A 20822-nucleotide genomic window follows, 5' to 3' on the forward strand; every position below is an offset into this window, starting at 1 on the left:
GAATCTTCTGTTCCACTGACTTTGCCTTCGTTATTACAGTTTGTAATTGTTCCGCTATTATCTCCGTCAATTCCTCCTACATATGATTGGCCACTGACAATCCCGGTGTTATAGCAGTTTGTAATTGTTTTGTTATTATCTCCGCTCACTCCTCCTACAAATGATTGACCTTTAATAATCCCTGTGTTATAGCAGTTTGTAAGGATTCCTAAATTGCATCCACACACACCTCCAAAAGAACTGGCACCATCTGCTGTTCCATCAACTACGCCTTTATTATAACAATTGGTAATTGTTGAACTATTATATCCACACACGCCTCCAACCCGGCTAAAACCACAGAAATAAGAATTTAAAATTCCTACATTTGAAATCTTACCTCCGTTATAACCAAAGAAGCCTACCTCAGATGTATTCTCTTGCTTAAAATACAATCCACTGATTGTGTGGTTTTGACCTTCAAATATACCAGTGTATGGACTATACGAACCATTACAAGTATTTCCAATCGGTGTCCATTCCTTGAATGTTCCCTCATTTACTGTTCCATCCGACTTCAGAACATTTTTATTCACAACAATATCCGCTGTCAGGACTGCATTTGCTGATGTCTTCTGCGTCACACTCGAAAGTGTACCATTTACAAGTCCTGCAAACCAGTAAAGCTGACCTGCATTACTGATCTCATAAACCGCATCCTTGCTATCGTCCCCATCTATATCATACTTGTCTGTGGTAAGCTCTGCCGGCTGGTATACCTCATTACAGGCACAGAAACCATTCTCGCCAATGCTGTGAGATTCCGTTTCTTTCGTCACATATCCGATCGGGCAGTCCTTGCATGCCACATTTTTTATATGTTCTTTGTCATCTTTCCAAGTGTATGTAACATCACCGTCTTTGTTATGTGTATGCTCTTCTCCATCTACCAAAAGGCTCGCACCATCTGCCAAAGTGAGTTTCTCCGGATTAGTAATACTCGCACCACTCTCAAATTCAATGCTTTCCCCACTTGCAATCGTTAAATCTTCTTTTAAAGTGGCTTTACCATATACATATGTTTTCGTTACATTAACTTTCTTCTCATAGTCTTTCCATTGCTTTGTGATGACAGAGTTGCTACTATCAACATTTTTTATTACAGAATCTTCTGGATATGCTTCATATGTTTTACCAATTTCCGCCAGAATCTGACTGCCTGATATGGTAATTCCATTCTTTGATGAAATTGCCCCCGCCATATCCTCGGTACTCTTAGCTTTAACATAACTATCCTTTATACTTACTGTATTACCCAAAATTGCATCATTAATTTGATTATTGTTCACAGCAATATGACTATTTTCAATCGCTAAACTCCCATGACATCTGATCTCGGAAGTTTCCACCGTTGCTCCCATTATACTTAGGTTACGTGGCTTCCTTGTGCTTCCTGCAAGGATACTTTCACAATTCAGACTTCCGTTATTATCACTCTTTATTGTCAAAGTATGCTCATTCTCACTATTTCCCGGTTCAATTTGAATATACTGCTCCACGTTATTGGTTCCTGATAACAGAATCGAAAGATCCCTATCGCAACTCAAATTAGTAATAGACACACCTTGCAGTACCAACTGATTCTCTTCACCGTCATAATACCAACCATTTCCCTGATATATTGTATTCTTATTATCTTTTCCATCGTCTTGAAGTTTTCCATCCCAAATAACTGCTATAGTAGTGCCATCGCCTACATACAGATACTGAGGGGCATTTTCTGCCAAAGTAATTTCCGCAGTCTCCTCCGCCTTCGCATTCATCACGCCCCAGCCGCTGACATCCACCACTGACAGCATCATAAGAGCCGCCATGGCTCCGGCAAACATCCGCCTTATTCCTCGTTTTCTTTGTTTCATATCTTCCTCCCTTTCCCTGCGATGTACTCTCGAAATTCTTCGTTTAGAAGATTCTGTCATTCAGAGATTTTCGCATAATTTAAGATCATTTCCTTAATCCTGCGTAACTCCGGGGTATAATCCTTGTTGTCCTCTGATCCCCAGATAAATCCGCTGGCACAGTACGTACAAACCGTCATCATTGTATGCACTGTCACACGAAAAAATTCCTCCTTCGGAATATCCGTACGAAATGTGTGATCCTCCTTTGCCTTCTCATACATCCATTCCAGTCTCGTATCGACCGAATAAAGGGATGCATGAAACTCCTCAAGCTGTTTCTCCTCTACTTTCTCATGGGTGACATAATGGTTGAAATTGTCATTATACTGCAATAAATCCTTGTGATGCTGGTACATTTCGATATAACTATCCAGCGTGAAAGTAAACCTATCAATTGCCGGAATATCTCCAATCGATGTAAGCGGACGCTTCGCATCCAGTGCATCCAGATACTCTTTCCATTTGGCAGCACACACCGCGATCACTAACTCCAGCTTATTCGGATAATAGCGGAATAATGTCGCACGTCCTACTCCTGCCGCCTCTGCAATCTCTCCCATGCTGACCGGCTCAATTTTCTTCTCTACAAAAATTTGAAACGCAGCATTGATAATTGCTTTTCGTCTGTTATCCTTCATACTACTTTTTATCTGTGTCTCATTCATAAAATAATCCTTTCCGTGATACTCGCTGTCTCAATCATACTGAAAGATTATTGTCTTGTCAATATCGGATAGGGGGAAAATGATTATCATTCGCTCATCATTTATCCATTATAATTCAACACTTTCTTGCAAAGATCCCTATTTTCTTTTTCAAAATCTGCGGTACCAAGGATCTCACACTGCTTGTCAATATAAGGAAAATCAAGGGAATCTTCCAGCCGATTCAAATACACATATTGATCCAATAGAGAACGGATCCCTGTACCGCTTCCATCAAAGTGTTTGAACATATGCGTCATAATAGCTTACGTTTCACTTCCTCCACAATATCTTTTATACTCTCCGCCATATCCGCTTGTATGCCTACTGCTCTGTCACCAAAACTTTCCGGAACAATTGCCTGGTCAAGACTCAGTCTGAGATGGTATCATTACACGAACTGTATATCCTGAAGTTCCTCCCCATGTAGAATATGCCTTAAGTGATTTAGGCAAAACCCCTAAACCGATTCTTGATTCTATGGTTGAATGGGGAAATGCATATAAAAAAAAGAGTGAAATTTCATGATCTCACCTTTCTCTTATCAATCACTATTTTCCACTCTTTTGTTATTGCCGGACAATTTTCACAATCCAGCTTCGATAAGACACATCTGATTCACCGTTACTTTTCTTCCCCAAATGCAACCTGCCTGTCACACAGCTTAAGTGCAGCCGGACGGTGAGTTACAATGATCACTGTCTTATCCGTCATGCTGCGAAGATTCCCAAGAACTGCTTCTTCCGTTCCGGCATCCAGTGCACTTGTAGCTTCATCCAGAAGAAGTACCGGTCGGTCGGAATAAATTGCCCTTGCAATCGCAAGCCTCTGCATCTGTCCTTCGGATAGTCCCAAGCCACGCTCTCCAAGCAACGTATCAATCCCATGCTCCAGTTCTGCGATAAAGCCATCCGCACAGGCAATCTGTAGAGCTCTGTGAATGCCTGCTTCATCTCCTGCTCTGTTCTTATCTGAAAATGTAATGATATCCCGGATACTTCCACTCATAAGCTGATTGCCCTGTGGAACATAGGCAAACATGGAACGGTCACAGCCATACACTTCTCCGTCATCCACTGCATACAAGCCCATCATAAGCTTTAACACAGTACTTTTGCCACAGCCACTCGGACCGGTAAATGCCACAAACTCGCTCTTTCGTATCATAAGGCTGTAATCCTTTAATACGATTGGCATGATCGTGTCTCCCTCGGTAATGACCGGCGGAAGGTATGTAAAATCCACATGCGACAAGCCGAAAGTGCTGTTATACGGAATATATTTTACTTCATCCTCAGCATACGCCTCAATCTCCATCAGCCTCTCCGCACTCGCAAGCATAGCGAAATACTTCGGCAGATAGCCTGTGATATTGGCAAACGGATTCTGTATCTGGCTGATAAGCTGAAGCATCGCCATAAATGTACCGTAGGTCATAGTGCCACCATAGATACTAAAAGCTCCATAGACTGCTCCAAGCACATAAGCTCCGTTCATAACTGCTCCAAAGCCGATATTGCACACATTAGAAAAATGATTCTTACGCATGCGGGCTTTCTTGTGCTCGCTCATATGGCTTTCCGCCTCAGTAAGACTATCCGCTTCCTTGCCAAATGCTTTGACGATCATCAGACTGCCAAGATGCTCCTGCAAGAAGATACGGACAAATCCATCCTTTTCCTGCATCTGCTTGTGCAGCTTTTTTAACTGCTTTCTGAAAATATAAGTAAGCAGCACCAGAAGTATTCCACCCGGCACAAGGATATAGGCAAACCTCGGTTCCATAATAAGGATTACCACAAGTGCTCCTGCCATCTTCGTTACCATTCCGGCTACGCCCGGCACAATCGTGGCAAGCCCCTCTGACACGACAACAGTATCTGATGTCAGGCGGTTCATCCACTCACCAGAATGGATTGCGGTGACTGCTCCATAATTGTGTGTAAGAAGCCCTGCAAACAGCCTGCTTTTGAATGTATTCTCATAGGTTGCCTTAGCGTATTCTTCTAAGAACCGAAGAACTGCCCGGAGTGCAATCTGCCCCACCTCAAGTGCCGCAAAGAGGACACAATAGGTAATCATTTTGGAGCTGTCATGTGCCACTGCCCCATCAATCAGTCCACGCAGGAGCAGAGCATAAAAAACACTGCTGATGCCAAGTACCATCTGCAAAAACAGCAGGAATATGATATATAATCTGCTTTTGCCTGCGACCTCGTTGATAAAGTGCAGGGCGGATTTGTTCGTTTTTTTCATAAATAATCACACCAACTTCGATTCATTTTTCTCTCTTTTTTCTCAAAACAGATTGTAATCTCATTCTGATTTTCTTCAAAAATATCCGCAGCTTATATGGTCTGCACCACAGCCACACATACAATCGGTATCTTATGTCATCGGTCTTGTACTGCTTCCCTTTGTGGGCAAAGTCTGTCATCACACCAATAACATCTATTTTAGGGATTCCACTCTCTATCCCAATGCAGTTATCACCAAGGATATCATAGAAATCTTCATATACCTTGATAATTCTGTGAAGCACATACTGGTCTGTGCCTCTTTTATACAACACGACATCCCATAGCTTACAGCTTTCGCCCTGCTTCACCTCACGCACCGTGAAAGAGTCCCGTCCCTGCTTTAACAGCGGCAGCATACTCACTCCTACATTTTTGTATGTGAGAGTATGGAATTTACGTAGATATTCCTCATAAGATAATCTGGTCATTCCTCTATCGCTCCAATGCCACGCAGCTTCTCCACAATTGACTCCACATCCTTTTGCAGCACATCCTTCGGAGCATCGTACTTTTCATACATTGCCTCAACAATCTGCTCTTTGGTACTATCTGTTTTCAGGCACTCCACAATAAAAGCCGCTGACTTGTTGCTTCTGACAAGTCCGGCAAAGGAGCTGGTTACATCAATTAGTACCTGCTCTCCATCGCTGTCGTGTGTGATAAATGTATCTTTTAATCTCATCTATGATTCCTCCTGTTTCTTAAGTCTATTCATTCCTTCATAAGCAACCTTTGCAGCCTCGATATCCATGTTGCAGCCAAGCCGGTAGACCGGCATTACATTAAGCATCCTATCTATAAGGGAAAGTGTCTGCTTCATTCCGTCCGCTGATAAGCTGCGGTTCGTCTGCTGGACAATCATCGGATATGCGGCATGTGGCTCTGCCGGTTCGATATGATTTGTGGTATCTCTTGTCAATATGCAGATGCCCTTTAGCGGTACTGCAATATTCGTGCTTAGTCTGTGCTTGCCATCCCAGGGTGTACCATATGCGGTCATGCCGGAGTCTGTGATATGAAGAAGCGGCTTGTCATCGTTTACCAAGACGGCACGCTCCCCGAAATACTCTCTCCACAGTCGTGTGTGAGTGGACTTGCCGGTACCGCTTTTCGCTGTAAAAAGATAGCCTTCGCCATCTACTGCAATGACCGAGCCATGAAAAAGCAGAGTATCACAGGATAAAAGGCGGTCTGCAATCTTGCGATAGACCGCAAGTGTCTCTAAGTAGGCATCGGAAAAATGCCTGATAGGAATGCCCTCTTTGATATCTTCTCTGGCGGATTTCTCACGCTCAAAGTCGATATCGGACTGCGTGGTGGCAATCGTGAAATAAACCGGTGACACAGCTCCACTAGTTTCTGTAGCTGTACCCCTTTGAACATCTGCCACCATATAATCTTTGCAATATTCTCTGATATAATCACAGACAGGACAGATGGTAAAATACTGTCCTGCCAGACGGATTGTAAAGTTCTTCATATGCGACCTCTGATTGCATTCAAATTATAATTCTACTTCTGTTTCTTTTTCTTCCGGATAAATAAAGCCATTCCTGTCACTGCAATCGCTGCCGCAATTACTATCAATATAATTCCCCGCACCGGAATACTATGTGATTTTTCGGAGGCTGTATCTGCATTTGAGCCGATGGTATTTTCGTCGGCATCTATGCCCTCGTCAATTCCTGCAATCTCTGTGCCACCACTCTGCTTTTCTGTACCACGATTTTGTACTGTAGCGCCGTCATCTGTCTTGTTTTCTTTCTTGTACTGCTCCGCAAGTTTCTTTTCCTCTGCGGCTGTATCTACAGAGGAATCTACAGTCACTTTATACTGTGGTGTAACATTAGCTGTCGAGGTACTGTTACCTCCTGTATTCTTTGTATCGGTCTTATTATCCTTTGAGCTGGTCGAATCCCCTGTGTTGTTGCTTTGACTATTATTGTTTCCGTTTTCATCTGTGTCCTTCTTATCCGTATTCCCATTGGAATCCTCGATTTGGGTATCTGAGGAAGCAAGTACCACACTCTTTAGATTTCCGGCACCAGAAAATGCATTTGCATGAATTGTCGTAACTGTAGATGGTACGATGATCTTCTCTACCGAATTACATAATAAAAATGCATAATCATTGATTTCTGTTACCGCCTTGTCGTTAATATAGGCAGGAATGGTAACCTCTTTGTCGCTTCCATTATATGCATAAATTGATACGTTTTCTCCATTATCTTCGTATTGAAAATTTCCATAATATTCTGTCGCATACACCTGTACACTTCCAAACAGGCAAAGGAAGCAAATACATACTGCTGTTAAAATCATATTTTTTATCTTCACAATCAATCTCCTCTGTACTGGTTGATAATGACAGCCATTTATAAATACCCGTTACTGTGCTAAATAATTTAAATAGCTTCTCTGTTATTTGGAAAAAGCGGCGGTTTGCACCGCCGCCCCCTGAATAATGGTATTCTTAGTCTCCGAAGCCTTCATCACCGCCACCAATCTGACCACCGCCACTGGTAGTAATCACATCTTCTGTTTCAAATTCAATAATTTCCATTTCTGCTACTTCATAAGCTTCTTTCATTTCTTTGTCCTTCCTTTCACTTAAACTTAATTTTCGCTGTACTTGTTATTCTTTACACCATATATGGAATCACTATATACTGTATATCGGATTCCATTCTTCTCATATATCATATATCCCGTAACTGTATGTCCAGTTCCATAATAATTTGATTTTGTATAATAGAACTGTCCTTCGCTGCCCAGCTTAGATAACACGGAATACTGTGACACGCCATCTGTTTCAAGGGTAATTCCATCTGCCTTATAATCACCCTTCTTTCTGATAATACCAATATCTACCAACTTACAGTCCTCCGGAACCGTATAGTTGAAATAAAATGCCATCTTATATCCACCGGTAATATCCTCGTAGGTTGGTTGCGCTATTGTTATCGTCGGCTCTTTCACTACCTCACTGTCTGCCTGCTCATAATATGCCGAAAGTGTGGTGTCTCCGGTGATGATGAAAGTATATGTGCTGTCGTAGCTTACGATATTGCCATTGGCATCCTTCCAGCCCACAAACTGTTTACCGTCAATCGGATCTGCAGTAACCGTAACACTAGACTGTGGAGCCTTTTGCTCTGTCTGTAAACCTACTACTGTCAATGTATAAGTAATAGCCTGTGCCTTAAACACCGGATAAAGACTGGTATTCTCACTAAAGGTTGCAGTTTCAAAATCAACCACATCTTCTGCTGTTGCACCGCTTGCCTTTGCAGACCATCCAAGGAAGTCAAAGCCTACCTTTGTCGGTGCATTTACTGTAGCGGTGATCTTTCCTTCGCCGGAAACAACCTTCCGGCTGTCCAAAAGCTTTCCTGACTGATGGTAGAAACTTACTGTCACATAAGCTATATCTGCTCCTTCATCTGTTTTAACCTTGACAAATTCCGGTGTCAATGTCGCATCACCAATCACTGTGAAGTTGTAAACAGCATCCGTACTTACCGTTGTTCCGTAACTATCCTTCCAGCCTACAAATTCATAGTTATCATTCGCTGTTGCTGTCACTGTTGCTTTCTGTCCATATACATACCGTCCTTCACTCGCTATACCAGTTCCACCTTCAACGCTTTCACATGTCACTGTATATTTTACTTCATCAAGCCATGCATAATATGCATCCGGACTGTCATCTCCTAACGTAAAGGTATATGTACTCTCTGTTCCTACAGATGTATTGCCTGCTTTATCTTGGGTCCATTTGCTGAAAATGTATCCTACACTTGGTGTTACTTTAAGGGTAACGGTATCGCCGTTTGCATACCATCCATTTCCTGATGCTATGCCTCTTTTAGCATCCGCATCCGCATCCGCAAATGATATGACAATATTATGGTCTGCCTTGATAAGTCCATCTGCACCTACTGTAGACGCTGCAAGCAGCTTATCAAAGGCTGTTGCAACATCTGTATCAGAAGAAGCCTCTGTAATAGCGCCTGCAGCCACAAGAGCCGTTCGTAAGTTATCAATGGATGCCGTTGTGTACTGCACATCTGCGTACTTTCCATCACTTAAATTCTTATTTACTTTGGCAATCAGCAGTCCAAGCTGTTCAAATGTTTTAAAATCCAGCTTACAAATATCGCATTTGCCATCTAAATCTTCATCGGTGTGCTCAGCATAAGCCGGGGCTTTCTGTGTATTTGAATACGAATAGACCAGATCACCAGGATTACCTTCACAACCTGGATATGTTTCATTCCGATATACTGTATTCTTGGCATCCCCTGCCTTTTTCAGAACAGGATATGTATCACCATTTTCGCCAAGTTCCTGTCCCCATACAGAGCCACTGTAAGTTACGGCATCTTCACCTTCACCTACTGTACAACCTTGTGACAGGAGATACGCAACTTCACCGCTTGCGAATTGTGCGGCGGTTTTGCCGCCATTTTCATCTTCTGTGTCTGCGAGGTAATAGCAATTTTTGATTGGCCCAAAATAGTATCCACATATACCGCTTATATCAGCATCTGAGCTAGTAGCAGTAACAGTTCCTATGTTATAACAGTTTGAAATTGGTGCAATACTACAGCCACACACACCACCTACAGAAGCTACTTGGCCGGTAGCGGTAACAGTTCCTGTGTTATAACAGTTTGTGACTGTGCCACTATTGTATCCACATATACCGCCTATAGTAGCAGATGACTTAATAGTGGTAAGATTCCCTGCATTATAACAGTTTGTGATTGTGCCGTCATTGCGTCCACACACACCGCCCACAAAATCATTCCCCTTGAAATAGGAATCAACAACTCCAACATTTTTTATGTTACCATCAGCTTCTGAACTTCCGAATAATCCAATACGTGTTGAATTATCATTAAAGTATAAACCACTTACGGTTTTATTATTTCCGTCAAACGTTCCTGAATACTGTGTTATATGATCTTCCATACAATCTGCAATCGGAGTCCAGCTTATAAAATCACTTCCGTTGGAAACGTTGCCCTCTGCATCGTATTGTAAGGAATCAAGAAGATTTTCATTTACTGTGATGTTGGCTGTCAGAACTGCATTGGCTAATGTGTTTTGTTTAACACCATCAAGAGTACCGTTTACAAGTCCTGCAAACCAGTACAGCTGACCGGCGTTGCTGATTTCGTATACGGTGTCTTTCGTGCTGTCATCGTCAATATCATATTTGTCAGTTGTTTCAACAGCTGGCTGATATACGGTTGCATTACATTTCGGGCAGTTTCCGAAACCGTTGTTGTTGAAAGTTATTTCAACCCCCTCATGCTTACACTCTTCCTCTTCCGTGGATTGCTGTTCAGTCTTTCCAGCACTATCATTTACCTGCACTGCAGTCTCCTCCGCCTTCGCATTCATCACGCCCCAGCCGCTCACATTCACTGCTGACAGCACCATAAGAACCGCCATGGCTCCGGCAAACATCCGCCTTATTCCTCGTTTTCTTTGTTTCATATCTTCCTCCCTTCCCGTGATACTCGCTGTCTCAATCATACTGAAAGATTATCGTCTTGTCAATATCGGATTGTGGGAAAATGATCATCATTCGCTCATCATTTGTCCATTATTATTCAACACTTTCCCTACTGATCCTGCCGGATTTTTTTCACAATAGTTATTTCTTGGAATGTCCTGCTTCTCCTCTCCTTACTGAAAATCATCCGGACAGCCCGGTACACCCAGTAAAACGGCAGAAGCCAGTGATTTCTTTTCAGTACCGGGCAATAATCATACTGCTCTTTTCCCGGAAACAGTCGTTTTATTATATAAGCAGCTTTTGAAATACTTCCATCTTTTTTCCGATGCTGAGACATGCTGTTTACTACTCTGCGCTCTGTCGTACCATATGCTCCGGAAGTTATATAATAATAAAGCAGCTTACTCTCTTCCGGCGTAAGAGCGTGACGAAATCTTTCCGTCCCTTCTTCTGCGAGGATATCATTCATTCGGAACACTTTCTTGCAAAGATCCCTATTTTCTTTTTCAAAATCTGCAATACCAAGGATCTCACACTGCTTGTCAATATAAGGAAAATCAAGGGAATCTTCCAGCCGATTCAAATACACATATTGATCTAATAGAGAACGGATTCCTGTACCGCTTCCATCAAAGTGCTTGAACATATGCGTCATAATATATACATAGAAATCCTCATCCGTAAAGCGATACTCGGATCGATTTCCTTTCGGACGCAGACGGTCTTTGATCCTGTCATAATAGCTTATCCACTCATTGTGATGACCCGCTCCGTAAAGTGAAGTATGCATTTCAAAATTATAAACCGGTTCTTTTTCATAGACATCATGATTTCCCTGCTCAAAAACTTCGACCTCATAACCGCGGCTTATCATGTAATCCCGGATCTGCTTCGCATAGTCTTTATCAAACAAAATGTCATTGTCCGACATCTGCCGCATGCCGATGGACGGATAAAACTCTTTTAATATCACGCCCTTTAATGGCATATGCCAGATTCTCTGCTCATCCATATAAGAAAAAATCTCTGCACGTTCCCGATCGAATAAGATTACTTTACGGATTGCTTTGGCAATACTCTGTTCCCACTCTGTCGGAAGCTTCACGCCAGCCTTTTTCAGCACGGTTCCGGTAAGTGCTTCCACAAAATGAGCCTTGCTAAATCGATACATCATCTGCATTTTGTCTTCGTCGTATGCTTCCTGAAATGTCTTGATATAAGCCTTCGCAGGCATTTTCTCATTAACACCACACCCTAACAGATAAAGCAGATCACACATCATATCTGAAAGGTCCGCGTTTCTAATTTCTTGCTCCATCCTTTTCTCCTCCATCAACAATATTTTTCTCAGTATATACCCACCCATATGATAAATAAGAGTATTATCTTTGGATTACTTGTTGTATAACCATTATTGAAGTTCTAGAGAATTAGAAATATAAAAATGGAAGTTCTTCTCCTTACAGTATTTTTTTATTTTTTGGATCAGTTTTTCGTCGGTTGTATATTCCAACAAATATACTTCCATTCCGTCTGCTTTGCAAGCTTCCAAATATTTGCTGTAATACTCCCGTGTTTCCCTTGTTTGCTCATTAAATGTCCCTTTATCAAAATCGATACCGCTCCACACAGATTCCTGGTTTACACCTGTCATAATATGATCAACAGCCCCATAGCGTTCTCTATATTCCGTTACATATGTATCCCCACCATTGATGATGACCGCTTTTTTTAATGTCATAATGTTTTGCAAAATCGCTGTAAGACCCTCAAAAATACTTTTGCGCGGAGCATAATAATATACATCACAATTGTCTATAAAAAAACCGTCAACACCTTTTTCAAATAGTTTCTTAGAAAGCTGTTCTATAAACTTCTGCCATGCCGGGACAGACACATCCACCCATTTTTCTTCATCCCAATGCTCATACTTGCCAATTGTAAACTTCTCGTAAGTTTTATAATATTCCCTGAAGTTTTCAACAGATCCAATATTTAGATACGTATATACCTTTGTTCCATTTTGATGGAGCGATTCGATATCCTTTTTTGTAAAATATTGCGCATCAATTACAATCAGATCATATCTTTTAAAGCGTTCCAAAGATGAGGCGTCCGCATTCAGAAACACCCCATAATCATTTTTCTCTAATGTTTTTACTTTATCGTCTTTTATAAAAAAGCATCCCATAATAAACATCAGAATAACTAGTAAAGCCACGGCTCCCATCTGCTTGATTTTTTTCCTGCTCAATGACACTCATCCCCTTTCAATAGTTTCCAAATCTATAACACAGTATAACACAGAATAAATGTGATATGGTGAACTAATTGAACCTCCTTAACTTAAACCATCCACTTCGTTCTTTCTGACACTGCAATCTCTGTGCCTGAGATGGTCAAGCATTTTTGTAACATTTACACTAAAAAAAATCATCGGAGAATTATCATAAGGACATCCTGCTTTGCCGAATCCCTTTTTCTTCACAAAATTCTGTGAAGGCTCTGGAGGTATATTGTGAACCCTGATCACTATGCAAAATAATTTCTCCTTTTACAGGATTTCTGTCAAGGGCAATCTGTAATGTCTGGATAGCCAATTCCGCATATTGCTAACAACCGCAACTTTATTGATTACTTACTAGCTCAAAGTTCCTTTTCATTGCCTAAATGCTCTTATATTTCTGTATCAATGCGCTCAATCGTAATGTGATACTGCTTTAGTCTGCTCCTATAAACAAAATAAAAAGGTAACTAAGAATTTTTCTCAATTACCTTTCATTATCGTTCCATACAACTTATGACGGATAAAAACAGGCTATACCCTCCTACAGATTTTTATCACAACTCCTATCCCCCTATAGGAATCATCGTTTATTTTTTTGAAGTTCTTTCACCACTTTTTGCGGGATAACAAAACGTAGTGTTCCCATGGAAGCCGGTGCTACATCCCCCTCTGCAAAGCAGATCACTATTTCATCTTTTCCATTGATATAAAACTGTTGGTTTTCATCAATCTTGTCAAACAATGCTACCGGTGTATCTGTATCCAGAAAATACACATTATTTTCATCCTTTTTCATATTTTGGCGCATCTGTTTCTTGATCTGTGCCGTAAGTACATCTACATAATCCGCATTCTCCGGGAACAGATTCGATAATTCCAGCAGGTTTCCGGTACTCTTTTCTATCGTATAGAAGGCATCCGCCTGGTATCCATCTGCCTGGGAGGAAAACGCAGACAGCATAACACAATAATATTTCGAAGAGTTCGTGACCACCTTGCTATCCACGGTCAGAGAGGAGTAGCCCAACGCCCCGACCTGCTTCTTAAATTCTTTGAGCAGCTTCTCGGTCTTTTGCTCCATCTGCGCATTGATCTCTTTGACTGATTTGCGCGCCTGTTTTCCGGTTTCCTCGGAGTCATCCATCCCTGCCCTATCTGCATAGATTTTATTCCATTTTACGTCTGCGCTATGCCTTCCATCATCAAACCGGTATTCCCGGAATGTAACCAGCTTAAAGTATTCTCCTATCACCGGCAGGCTCTGCATGGCATAAGCCGTTGCTTTATTAAGATTTGGAAGCAGAATACTCAATGCTAGCATGGCTGCCATGCCGGCAGCAACATACCATCTGTGAGGTTGTTTCCTCGTAGCAGCACAAGCAGCATAATCTGCCTCCTTCACATAGCAGTCCCGTATTCCTCCCATTGCCTGCAGCAGTTCCTTGCTGCTGATTGTATTTTTGATTCTTCGGCTCATCTGATTCCTCCATTCCATGCATTTGAAAATTCGTTACTATCCGTTCTATCGGTCAGACACTGCATGATATTCCTTCATCAGCTTTGTATTTTCCATAATAAATGGCTTTGCCGTATCCTGCCCCCATTCCGTGTCATACATTCCCATCAGATAATCATTCAGCTGTTTTTTGCTTTCAAAACGGGTTACCTGATAAGGAAGTTGGAATGACAGCTTTTCAATAAACAGATATTTATGATTCTTTGTCGGCACCAGCACACCGGTATGACCCACAAACAGTTCATTTTCCGTTTTGCTGAAACTGGAATGCAAAACGACGCTGATCAGAGTTGCCTTTGTCTTGCCGGAAACAGAAATCTTTTTGTTTTTCCAATCCTTTGCCCAAATAGCTGCATGTGTTGCCACATTCTTCGTATATTTCGTCTGCACCGTAGAGAATATACTCTCAAATGCTTTTCTCTGCTTTCCTGAAAACTTCTTAGTCGGTGCATTCTTTAACGCATCCTGATCCATAAACAGCTGCGACGGATTCGCTTTTCTGGTATTGCCGACCTTAATATAGTCCTTCATCAGATCATAGGCAGTAATCCTGCAGTTATAACCGATAAACAGTTTATTTTTCTTCAGCCAGAGCTTACTGATCCGGTTTTCATTATATACCGGTGGCTTTTTTCCCATCTTTCTGAAGCTTTTTTTTACCAGACTGGTATTTTTGATGGTTTTATTGTAGCTTACAACATCCTTCAGCCAGGCATCCGCTGTTTTGGCAGAGATTCCCGCTGACAAAAGGGCACTCCTTACTTCTTTTCGTGACTTTGCATCTGCAAGATTGGAATATGCCGGCTTCTGTTGTTCTGCCGCCACAGACACCTCTCCTGCCGCAAACATACTGACTAACATTGCAGTCAATAAAACATAACACAATATCTTTTTCTTTGACATAACTATTACCTCATTTCTTAATTCAGCCCTGATTTTTTCACAGGCTTGTTTCTAAATATGATATCCTTCCTTTTGCAAATGTATCTTTAAGGACTTCCGCATACGGTGCAATCCCACCTTGACTGCGGACTCCGTCATATGAAAATGCTCTGCAATCTGGTATATCTCATCCAGATAAAAATACCTTCGGACAAAGATCTGTCGTTTTTTTGACGGCAGTCCGTCCAGATACCGGTTGATTGCTTCCTCCAGATCCTTCCGGTCCATTTCCTCTCTCACATTATCATGTGCCAACGATGCACACTCCTTTAATTCCTCCAACGGCTGATCCACACTGTCCCCACAGCGTTTTCCGGCATGCAGATGATCATATCGGTTGATTGCCAGATTTCTGGTTATTTTTCCCACATATGCCGACAAAATCTCAGGTACTGTCGGCGGAATGGACTCCCACAGCTTCAGCCAGGTATCATTCAAGCACTCCCTGACATCCTCTCCATTTCCTAAAATACGATAGGCGATGGAGCTGCAATATCTTTCATACTTGTCCACAGTATTTTTAATGGCAGCCTCATCACGGCACAAAAATTGCGCAATAATCTCCCGGTCATCCCATGCCATTTGTTCCCCCTTTGAATAGTATGATGATTCTGCCATTTTTTCCTCCTTTTACTACCGCAGGTCTATTCCTCCTGATTCTTTACAATGCATTTCTGGCTGTTTTTGTCTATTGCATCATAATATAGTTTTGCATAGGCTTTGCATCCGGAAGAGGTCAGATGTACTCCATCGGATACAAACCACTTTGGGTGCCCTTCTGCAAGAGATGCCCAGTCAATAATCTGCACATTTTTGTATTGCTCTGCCATGGATCGGATCTGGTGATTAGCCTCTTCCTGCCACTGCAAATGCTCCCCGAAGGCTGTGACCCAATAGATCTTCCGGTCCTTTCCAATCGCACGAATCAGCTCTCTGCCGACAGCATCGGAAAAGGTTCCGTTCGTTCCCAGAGCAAGCACGACCGTATCTCCTAATTTTCCTTTTGATTTCAGGTCTTTAACAATATCCTTCGACTGAATAACCTGTCTGGATACCTTGGCATCAATCATACAGTCCGGTAGCTTTTTCTTTACTTCCTTGGAAGCACCAAGTAGAACGGAATCACCAATTGCGGTAATACTCTGCCCACGGATGCTGGCATTGTCATCTTGATCCGTTTTCTCTAAGGGAGCCTTTTTCATTTTTTCCACTTTCCCGGCGGCCGGTGCTTTCTCTTTTGAAGCTTTTACCTCGTCAGCAATCCTCCTGTGTTGTTGCTGTGACATTGCCTGTGCTTTTACGACAGTATCCTTCACAGCGTCCCCCGGCAGCTGATGTGTAGTGATCACACAAACAGCCAGTACAATACAGGCTACAGAGAATCCAGTGCTGGTATAACCTATGACAACACCATCCCCCTTCGGGTTCTGTTTTTTCTTATATTGAAAAAATACCATCAGTCCATGCATCGCAGATGCCGCAAAAACCATCAGTATGATCTGTACACACCAGGATACCGGGCCAAAGTTTTTCTTATAATACCCAAACAGAAAAATGATCGGATACATCCACAGATAAAGCTCATAACTTATTCTTCCTACTAAAGCAAAGGGACTTTTGTCTAGCCATTTCCCCATACTTCCCACTGAAATCAGCAAAAGAATCAGTGCACAAAGTATTCCATCTGCAAACATTCCCCCTTGGTATATATACGGCATCTGCCCTTCCGCTATGAAATAGGCTCCCGTCATCACCACGAGCCCTGCTGCTGTCAGGCTGTTTATAAACCATAACGGCAGCCTTCTTTGTACAAAAGATATCACATCCTTCTGAATCATTGCAATAAACATTCCCAAAAACAGGGCATATATTCTTGTATCTGTCCCATAATAAAGCCTTGATACATCCTCTGTCGGACGATAGACAATGCTCATACGAAGTCCACCAAGAATCACCAGAACAAGCACAGCTGTTCTCGCAGCCGTCATGGATGTATGCTTCTTCAGTTTACGAAGAAGCCAAAACAACAGCGGCCACATAAGATAAAACTGCATTTCTATGGCAATCGCCCACAGATGTGTGTATGGTGACTGCTGGCTCATCCTTGCAAAATAAGATGCATTCTGCCGGATCTGCCAGAAATTATTATATCCCCCAACAATGCTTAAAACTTCACCGCCCCTGCCCTTTGCCACCTCCGGCATACTGACCGCCAGAATGCCCCACACTGCAACGATCATAATGAGCAGAGGAGGATAAATCCTTATGCAACGTTTTTTATAAAATCTGCCTGCTGCATATTCCCCATGTTCCAGGTCCCATACGGATGTTTTATAGATCAGATAGCCGGACAGCACTAAAAACATATTGACTCCGAGAAAGCCGCCCGGAAACCGCCCCGGCATTACATGGTAAAGGACAACTCCCAATATAGCAAAACCCCTTAACGCATCCATCCCTTCTATGCGGCGTTTTTTCTTTTGCTCCTTCATTTTCCTGCTTCCTTCCTACTGCAATAAGGCTTTTTTTTGCGCGCTATATATTATGACAGCAATTTGAAGCAAAAGGTTACATTTTTATTATTTTTTTTTAGAAGACAACCAGCTTCATTATGATGCATTATTACGTAAAAAAGGAAAGCAAATGCCTCCCATTGTGATTTTCAAATACACTTCCATTTATGATATCCATAAAGTGCTTTCCACCATTTTTTAATGCTTTCGCAATGACAGAAAAAATCTTATGATTTTCCCCATCGTCTTCAAGATATCCTATTGCTCCATCCGCCATATTCAGCACAACATCATATCCCTTGTCAAATGTAATCGTGCGAATGTCCTCCTTTTTCATCATGTCTATCTGTTCTTCAAGCGTAATTGGTAATTCCTTTTCGCCATAATTTGTTCCTCCTTACGCAGCTGCCGGATAATTTGCCAGCATTGTCAAAAACACCGTTGTAAAATACTGTCTCTGTGATTCCGGCAATTCCCGCAGCCTTGCATCTATCGAGTTATTTCCAGCATTGTCAGATTCCACGCCCAAAATATAATTTGCATCGACATGAAGAACCTCTATCAATGCGATCAACAGATCTAAACAAATTAGTCAGAGTATAAGAAAAAGTGAATTCAAAATAGTTAAAGATTCTTCCCATGAGGTTAGCACTTTTCATATTCGCTTTATCTTTACTTCCGCACAATATTAGGCTTTTGCAATTAATTTTATCCAAACCGTTTTTTATATTGTGATTGCTCATTGAGTTTACTAAAGTAATAAAATCTTTTTTTGAACAGCCCATATCATTAAATTGTGAGTCTGGCATGAAGTGAAATATCATACTTTGTATTTTGAAAAGAACTTTGGGTATATCATAAGGAGTTCCAATGATAATAATAGAGTTTACTTTTTCTGGATACTTTTTTACATAATCCAATGCCAATATTCCACCTTTACAACTTAGAATTATCATCTTAGTTCATCCAACATTTGAAACATTTCATTTCCACTATCCATATTAATTTTTATTATACGCCATCGTATACAGTGAAATGCCATTTTTCATTTTTTTCTCGCCACATAGTTCCATTCCACATCGAGTATATTTTTTTACTTTTAACGGCGTATCAGTATCCAGAATACAGGGAATATCCTTTGTGTCCGCCTCGGCAAAAGGTTGCTCCAAAATCTTGCGCATATATCCTTTCCCCTGAAATTCTCGCAGGACAACAACCATGGATACTGCAATATAGTCATGCTCTTTTTTGAAAATCTTCGCATACTGTTCGTCTCCGCTTTGTGCCATAGCTATCAGTGCCTTAAGCGGTAACTCGCATAAAAGTCGCTTGATCATATGTAAGGTCGGACCCATTGAAGGTTTTGCCCTCTTACTCCAATAAGCAAGATATCCCTCTCCTATTTCCGATGTGGTATACAGAGTTCCTGCTCTGTAAAACCATTCCGTCATAATCTCAAAGCCTTTTATTGTTTGCTCTCTTGTGAGCATCGTAACAGTTCCGGCTTTTTCATCAGCAAATGCCTCACCGATTCTTCTGCCAATGTCTGCAATTTCTTTCCTTGATTTATTTTCCACTTTTATCATGGATATTCCTCCACCAATTTCGATTGAGATTTCACCTGTTCTAAGAGATTTAATAACTGTTATATTTTGTTATCAAATTCTCCGCAAGTCCTTGAAAACACTGGATTTATCGCAGGTGAGCTTTCCATTATTGTTTCCCTTGTGTTATATCTTCCCATATAAGTTTACGAACTCTGATAAGGGAAAATACAAGGGCAAGAAAAATCTATAAAACAGTATAACACAAAATAAAACCGACATGGTGAACTGATTGAAATGCTTCTGATTTTTTTATTACTGGTTGACCGAATACATTCCAGAACCCGCACATTATAAACGGCCAGTTCTCAAATTGATGTAAACATGCTATTTCTATGCATTTTCCTTCAACAACCACATCCCCAAATATTCATTCTGATCAAATGCTTTTATTTGTTTCATACTATCTTTCTCATATGGCGTTCCTTTATGCTGCAAGGCTACATCATTTGACATTCTTCTTAACATAAAATCAATATCCGTGGTTGATCTACCCTCATAATTTAAAACAGTATATAAAAACAATATTGTTGATTCTTGAATATAAAACAATAGGTATTGCAGTTCGTTTTTTAATGCAATACCTATTATTATGGCTTTTGTATATTCTATCTTCGGCAAATTTGATTTGAACCGCTTTTATATTGTCTTAAATTATTAGAAACTAATTTTCTTTATGAACAAGATTAAAAACACCCAAAAGTACAAACAAAATCCCCATAAATATAAGTGCGATTTTCCAGATGTTTCCCCTGAAAAATGTTATGAAAGAGGGAAATATTTTTACATAAAGCAATACGATTATTCCAAAAATCATTAAAGCCACGCCACCTATTTTTTGTTTGCTCATTTTTTAGTCTCCTTGAAAACAATTATCATCTTTGCAAATCTTTATTAAAATACATATCAACGTTTGTGGAGATATTGTACTTTCAATATTACCACACAAAAAATATATCCGCAATCCCATTTTTTGTATATTTTTTTGTTGCTATATATTATTGGATGTTTAAAAGAAAACTGCATATTTTCAATATGGTTTTTAGCCATATCTTCTTCGCTAACATCTGTTGTTTTTATATTTTTTAATATGGAATCATTTAAAAATTCGATATCTAAATAAGTTTTCACTTGCGACGATGGTAAAGATATAAATTTTCCTTTTAGCAAAAATCTAGTTTCAAATATTTCAGTCGAATTATATAAATGGTAGTCTACGCTGAGGTTACTTATATCAATTCCTAGTTTTTCAAAAAAACCAATTTGTTCATTTGTTAATACGGATTTAAACTTCTCCATATTGTCTGCATTTGTTTCAAACGAAATAGAATCTTCTAAATATATCACTTCATCTGAAATATCTATAGTCCATGGATAAAAATTTAATACCATTTTGCCTCCTCATATAATCAAGTGTTTTTTATTGAAAATTCAAGGTTTCTCAACCTTTTTATCTCAGCGAATAAACCATAGCTATGAGCATTTC

21 protein-coding genes and 2 pseudogenes are annotated in these 20822 nt (G+C 40.7%); 1 reads left to right on the top strand and 22 read right to left on the bottom strand.

Annotated elements, in window-relative coordinates; genetic code table 11:
- The 3 genes from DXB73_RS13780 to DXB73_RS13790 form a co-directional block, all read right to left on the bottom strand.
- Nucleotides 1-1898: RNA-binding protein (locus tag DXB73_RS13780; protein ID WP_243104713.1), on the bottom strand; the 1898-nt coding region annotated here is incomplete at its 3' end.
- Between the two features lie 56 nt (nucleotides 1899-1954).
- Nucleotides 1955-2605, bottom strand: coding sequence for a TetR/AcrR family transcriptional regulator (locus DXB73_RS13785; RefSeq protein WP_118691506.1), 651 nt, complete (start codon nucleotides 2603-2605; stop codon nucleotides 1955-1957).
- A gap of 101 nt (nucleotides 2606-2706) precedes the next feature.
- Complete coding sequence (locus DXB73_RS13790) at nucleotides 2707-2895, bottom strand: hypothetical protein (RefSeq protein ID WP_182448359.1); 189 nt, start codon at nucleotides 2893-2895, stop codon at nucleotides 2707-2709.
- Between the two features lie 130 nt (nucleotides 2896-3025).
- Between DXB73_RS13790 and DXB73_RS13795 the strand changes: the two are divergent.
- A pseudogene (locus DXB73_RS13795) lies at nucleotides 3026-3172 on the top strand (winged helix-turn-helix transcriptional regulator); the annotation flags it as partial.
- A 96-nt stretch (nucleotides 3173-3268) separates the two neighbouring features.
- Here the strand turns inward: DXB73_RS13795 and DXB73_RS13800 are convergent.
- The 19 genes and pseudogenes from DXB73_RS13800 to DXB73_RS13895 all read right to left on the bottom strand — a co-directional run bounded on the left by DXB73_RS13800 (nucleotide 3269) and on the right by DXB73_RS13895 (nucleotide 20728).
- The gene (locus tag DXB73_RS13800; protein ID WP_118691508.1) at nucleotides 3269-4900 is read right to left on the bottom strand and encodes an ABC transporter ATP-binding protein; all 1632 of its coding nucleotides are present in this window, start codon (nucleotides 4898-4900) and stop codon (nucleotides 3269-3271) included.
- 22 nt (nucleotides 4901-4922) lie between these two features.
- Nucleotides 4923-5372 (bottom strand): hypothetical protein, encoded by a 450-nt coding sequence (locus DXB73_RS13805; RefSeq protein ID WP_118691509.1) that lies wholly within the window; start codon nucleotides 5370-5372, stop codon nucleotides 4923-4925.
- On the bottom strand, nucleotides 5369-5626 hold the full coding sequence (locus tag DXB73_RS13810; RefSeq protein WP_118691510.1) for a PqqD family protein: 258 nt from the start codon (nucleotides 5624-5626) through the stop codon (nucleotides 5369-5371). Before DXB73_RS13810 ends, DXB73_RS13805 begins: the two co-directional genes overlap by 4 nt.
- The gene (locus DXB73_RS13815) at nucleotides 5627-6424 is read right to left on the bottom strand and encodes a hypothetical protein (protein ID WP_118691511.1); all 798 of its coding nucleotides are present in this window, start codon (nucleotides 6422-6424) and stop codon (nucleotides 5627-5629) included.
- Nucleotides 6425-6456: 32 nt separating this feature from the next.
- Nucleotides 6457-7281 carry a leucine-rich repeat protein gene (locus DXB73_RS13820; RefSeq protein ID WP_118691512.1) on the bottom strand — a complete coding sequence of 275 codons (825 nt, stop codon included), beginning with the start codon at nucleotides 7279-7281 and terminating at the stop codon, nucleotides 6457-6459.
- Between the two features lie 279 nt (nucleotides 7282-7560).
- A complete protein-coding gene (locus DXB73_RS13825; RefSeq protein WP_182448360.1) occupies nucleotides 7561-10452 on the bottom strand; it encodes an InlB B-repeat-containing protein in 2892 nt (963 codons plus the stop codon).
- A 128-nt stretch (nucleotides 10453-10580) separates the two neighbouring features.
- Nucleotides 10581-11792 carry a nucleotidyltransferase family protein gene (locus DXB73_RS13830; RefSeq protein WP_182448515.1) on the bottom strand — a complete coding sequence of 404 codons (1212 nt, stop codon included), beginning with the start codon at nucleotides 11790-11792 and terminating at the stop codon, nucleotides 10581-10583.
- A 93-nt stretch (nucleotides 11793-11885) separates the two neighbouring features.
- Nucleotides 11886-12728: an endo alpha-1,4 polygalactosaminidase gene (locus tag DXB73_RS13835; protein ID WP_347559554.1), complete on the bottom strand. Its 843-nt coding sequence runs from the start codon at nucleotides 12726-12728 to the stop codon at nucleotides 11886-11888.
- A gap of 180 nt (nucleotides 12729-12908) precedes the next feature.
- Nucleotides 12909-13080: pseudogene (locus DXB73_RS13840) on the bottom strand (DDE-type integrase/transposase/recombinase); the annotation flags it as partial.
- A 261-nt stretch (nucleotides 13081-13341) separates the two neighbouring features.
- Nucleotides 13342-14238, bottom strand: a complete 897-nt coding sequence (locus tag DXB73_RS13845) for an RsiV family protein (protein WP_182448362.1) — start codon at nucleotides 14236-14238, stop codon at nucleotides 13342-13344.
- A 45-nt stretch (nucleotides 14239-14283) separates the two neighbouring features.
- Nucleotides 14284-15180: a DUF4300 family protein gene (locus tag DXB73_RS13850; RefSeq protein WP_118691517.1), complete on the bottom strand. Its 897-nt coding sequence runs from the start codon at nucleotides 15178-15180 to the stop codon at nucleotides 14284-14286.
- 51 nt (nucleotides 15181-15231) lie between these two features.
- Nucleotides 15232-15837, bottom strand: coding sequence for a sigma-70 family RNA polymerase sigma factor (locus tag DXB73_RS13855; RefSeq protein ID WP_118691518.1), 606 nt, complete (start codon nucleotides 15835-15837; stop codon nucleotides 15232-15234).
- A gap of 26 nt (nucleotides 15838-15863) precedes the next feature.
- Nucleotides 15864-17711 (bottom strand): acyltransferase family protein, encoded by a 1848-nt coding sequence (locus tag DXB73_RS13860; RefSeq protein WP_118691519.1) that lies wholly within the window; start codon nucleotides 17709-17711, stop codon nucleotides 15864-15866.
- A gap of 130 nt (nucleotides 17712-17841) precedes the next feature.
- Nucleotides 17842-18072, bottom strand: a complete 231-nt coding sequence (locus DXB73_RS13865) for a hypothetical protein (protein ID WP_243104155.1) — start codon at nucleotides 18070-18072, stop codon at nucleotides 17842-17844.
- Nucleotides 18073-18244: 172 nt separating this feature from the next.
- Nucleotides 18245-18652 (bottom strand): hypothetical protein, encoded by a 408-nt coding sequence (locus DXB73_RS14735; protein WP_207665878.1) that lies wholly within the window; start codon nucleotides 18650-18652, stop codon nucleotides 18245-18247.
- Between the two features lie 81 nt (nucleotides 18653-18733).
- Nucleotides 18734-19318 carry a GNAT family N-acetyltransferase gene (locus tag DXB73_RS13875; protein WP_118691520.1) on the bottom strand — a complete coding sequence of 195 codons (585 nt, stop codon included), beginning with the start codon at nucleotides 19316-19318 and terminating at the stop codon, nucleotides 18734-18736.
- A gap of 351 nt (nucleotides 19319-19669) precedes the next feature.
- Entirely contained in the window at nucleotides 19670-19957 is a 288-nt protein-coding gene (locus tag DXB73_RS13885) for a hypothetical protein (RefSeq protein WP_118691521.1), read from the bottom strand.
- A 43-nt stretch (nucleotides 19958-20000) separates the two neighbouring features.
- On the bottom strand, nucleotides 20001-20186 hold the full coding sequence (locus tag DXB73_RS13890) for a hypothetical protein (RefSeq protein WP_118691522.1): 186 nt from the start codon (nucleotides 20184-20186) through the stop codon (nucleotides 20001-20003).
- Between the two features lie 56 nt (nucleotides 20187-20242).
- Nucleotides 20243-20728 carry a hypothetical protein gene (locus tag DXB73_RS13895; protein WP_118691523.1) on the bottom strand — a complete coding sequence of 162 codons (486 nt, stop codon included), beginning with the start codon at nucleotides 20726-20728 and terminating at the stop codon, nucleotides 20243-20245.
- Between the last annotated feature and the right edge of the window lie 94 nt (nucleotides 20729-20822).

Origin of the sequence: Clostridium sp. OM05-6BH, from assembly GCF_003481635.1 — a bacterium.
Lineage (GTDB): Bacteria > Bacillota > Clostridia > Lachnospirales > Lachnospiraceae > Butyribacter.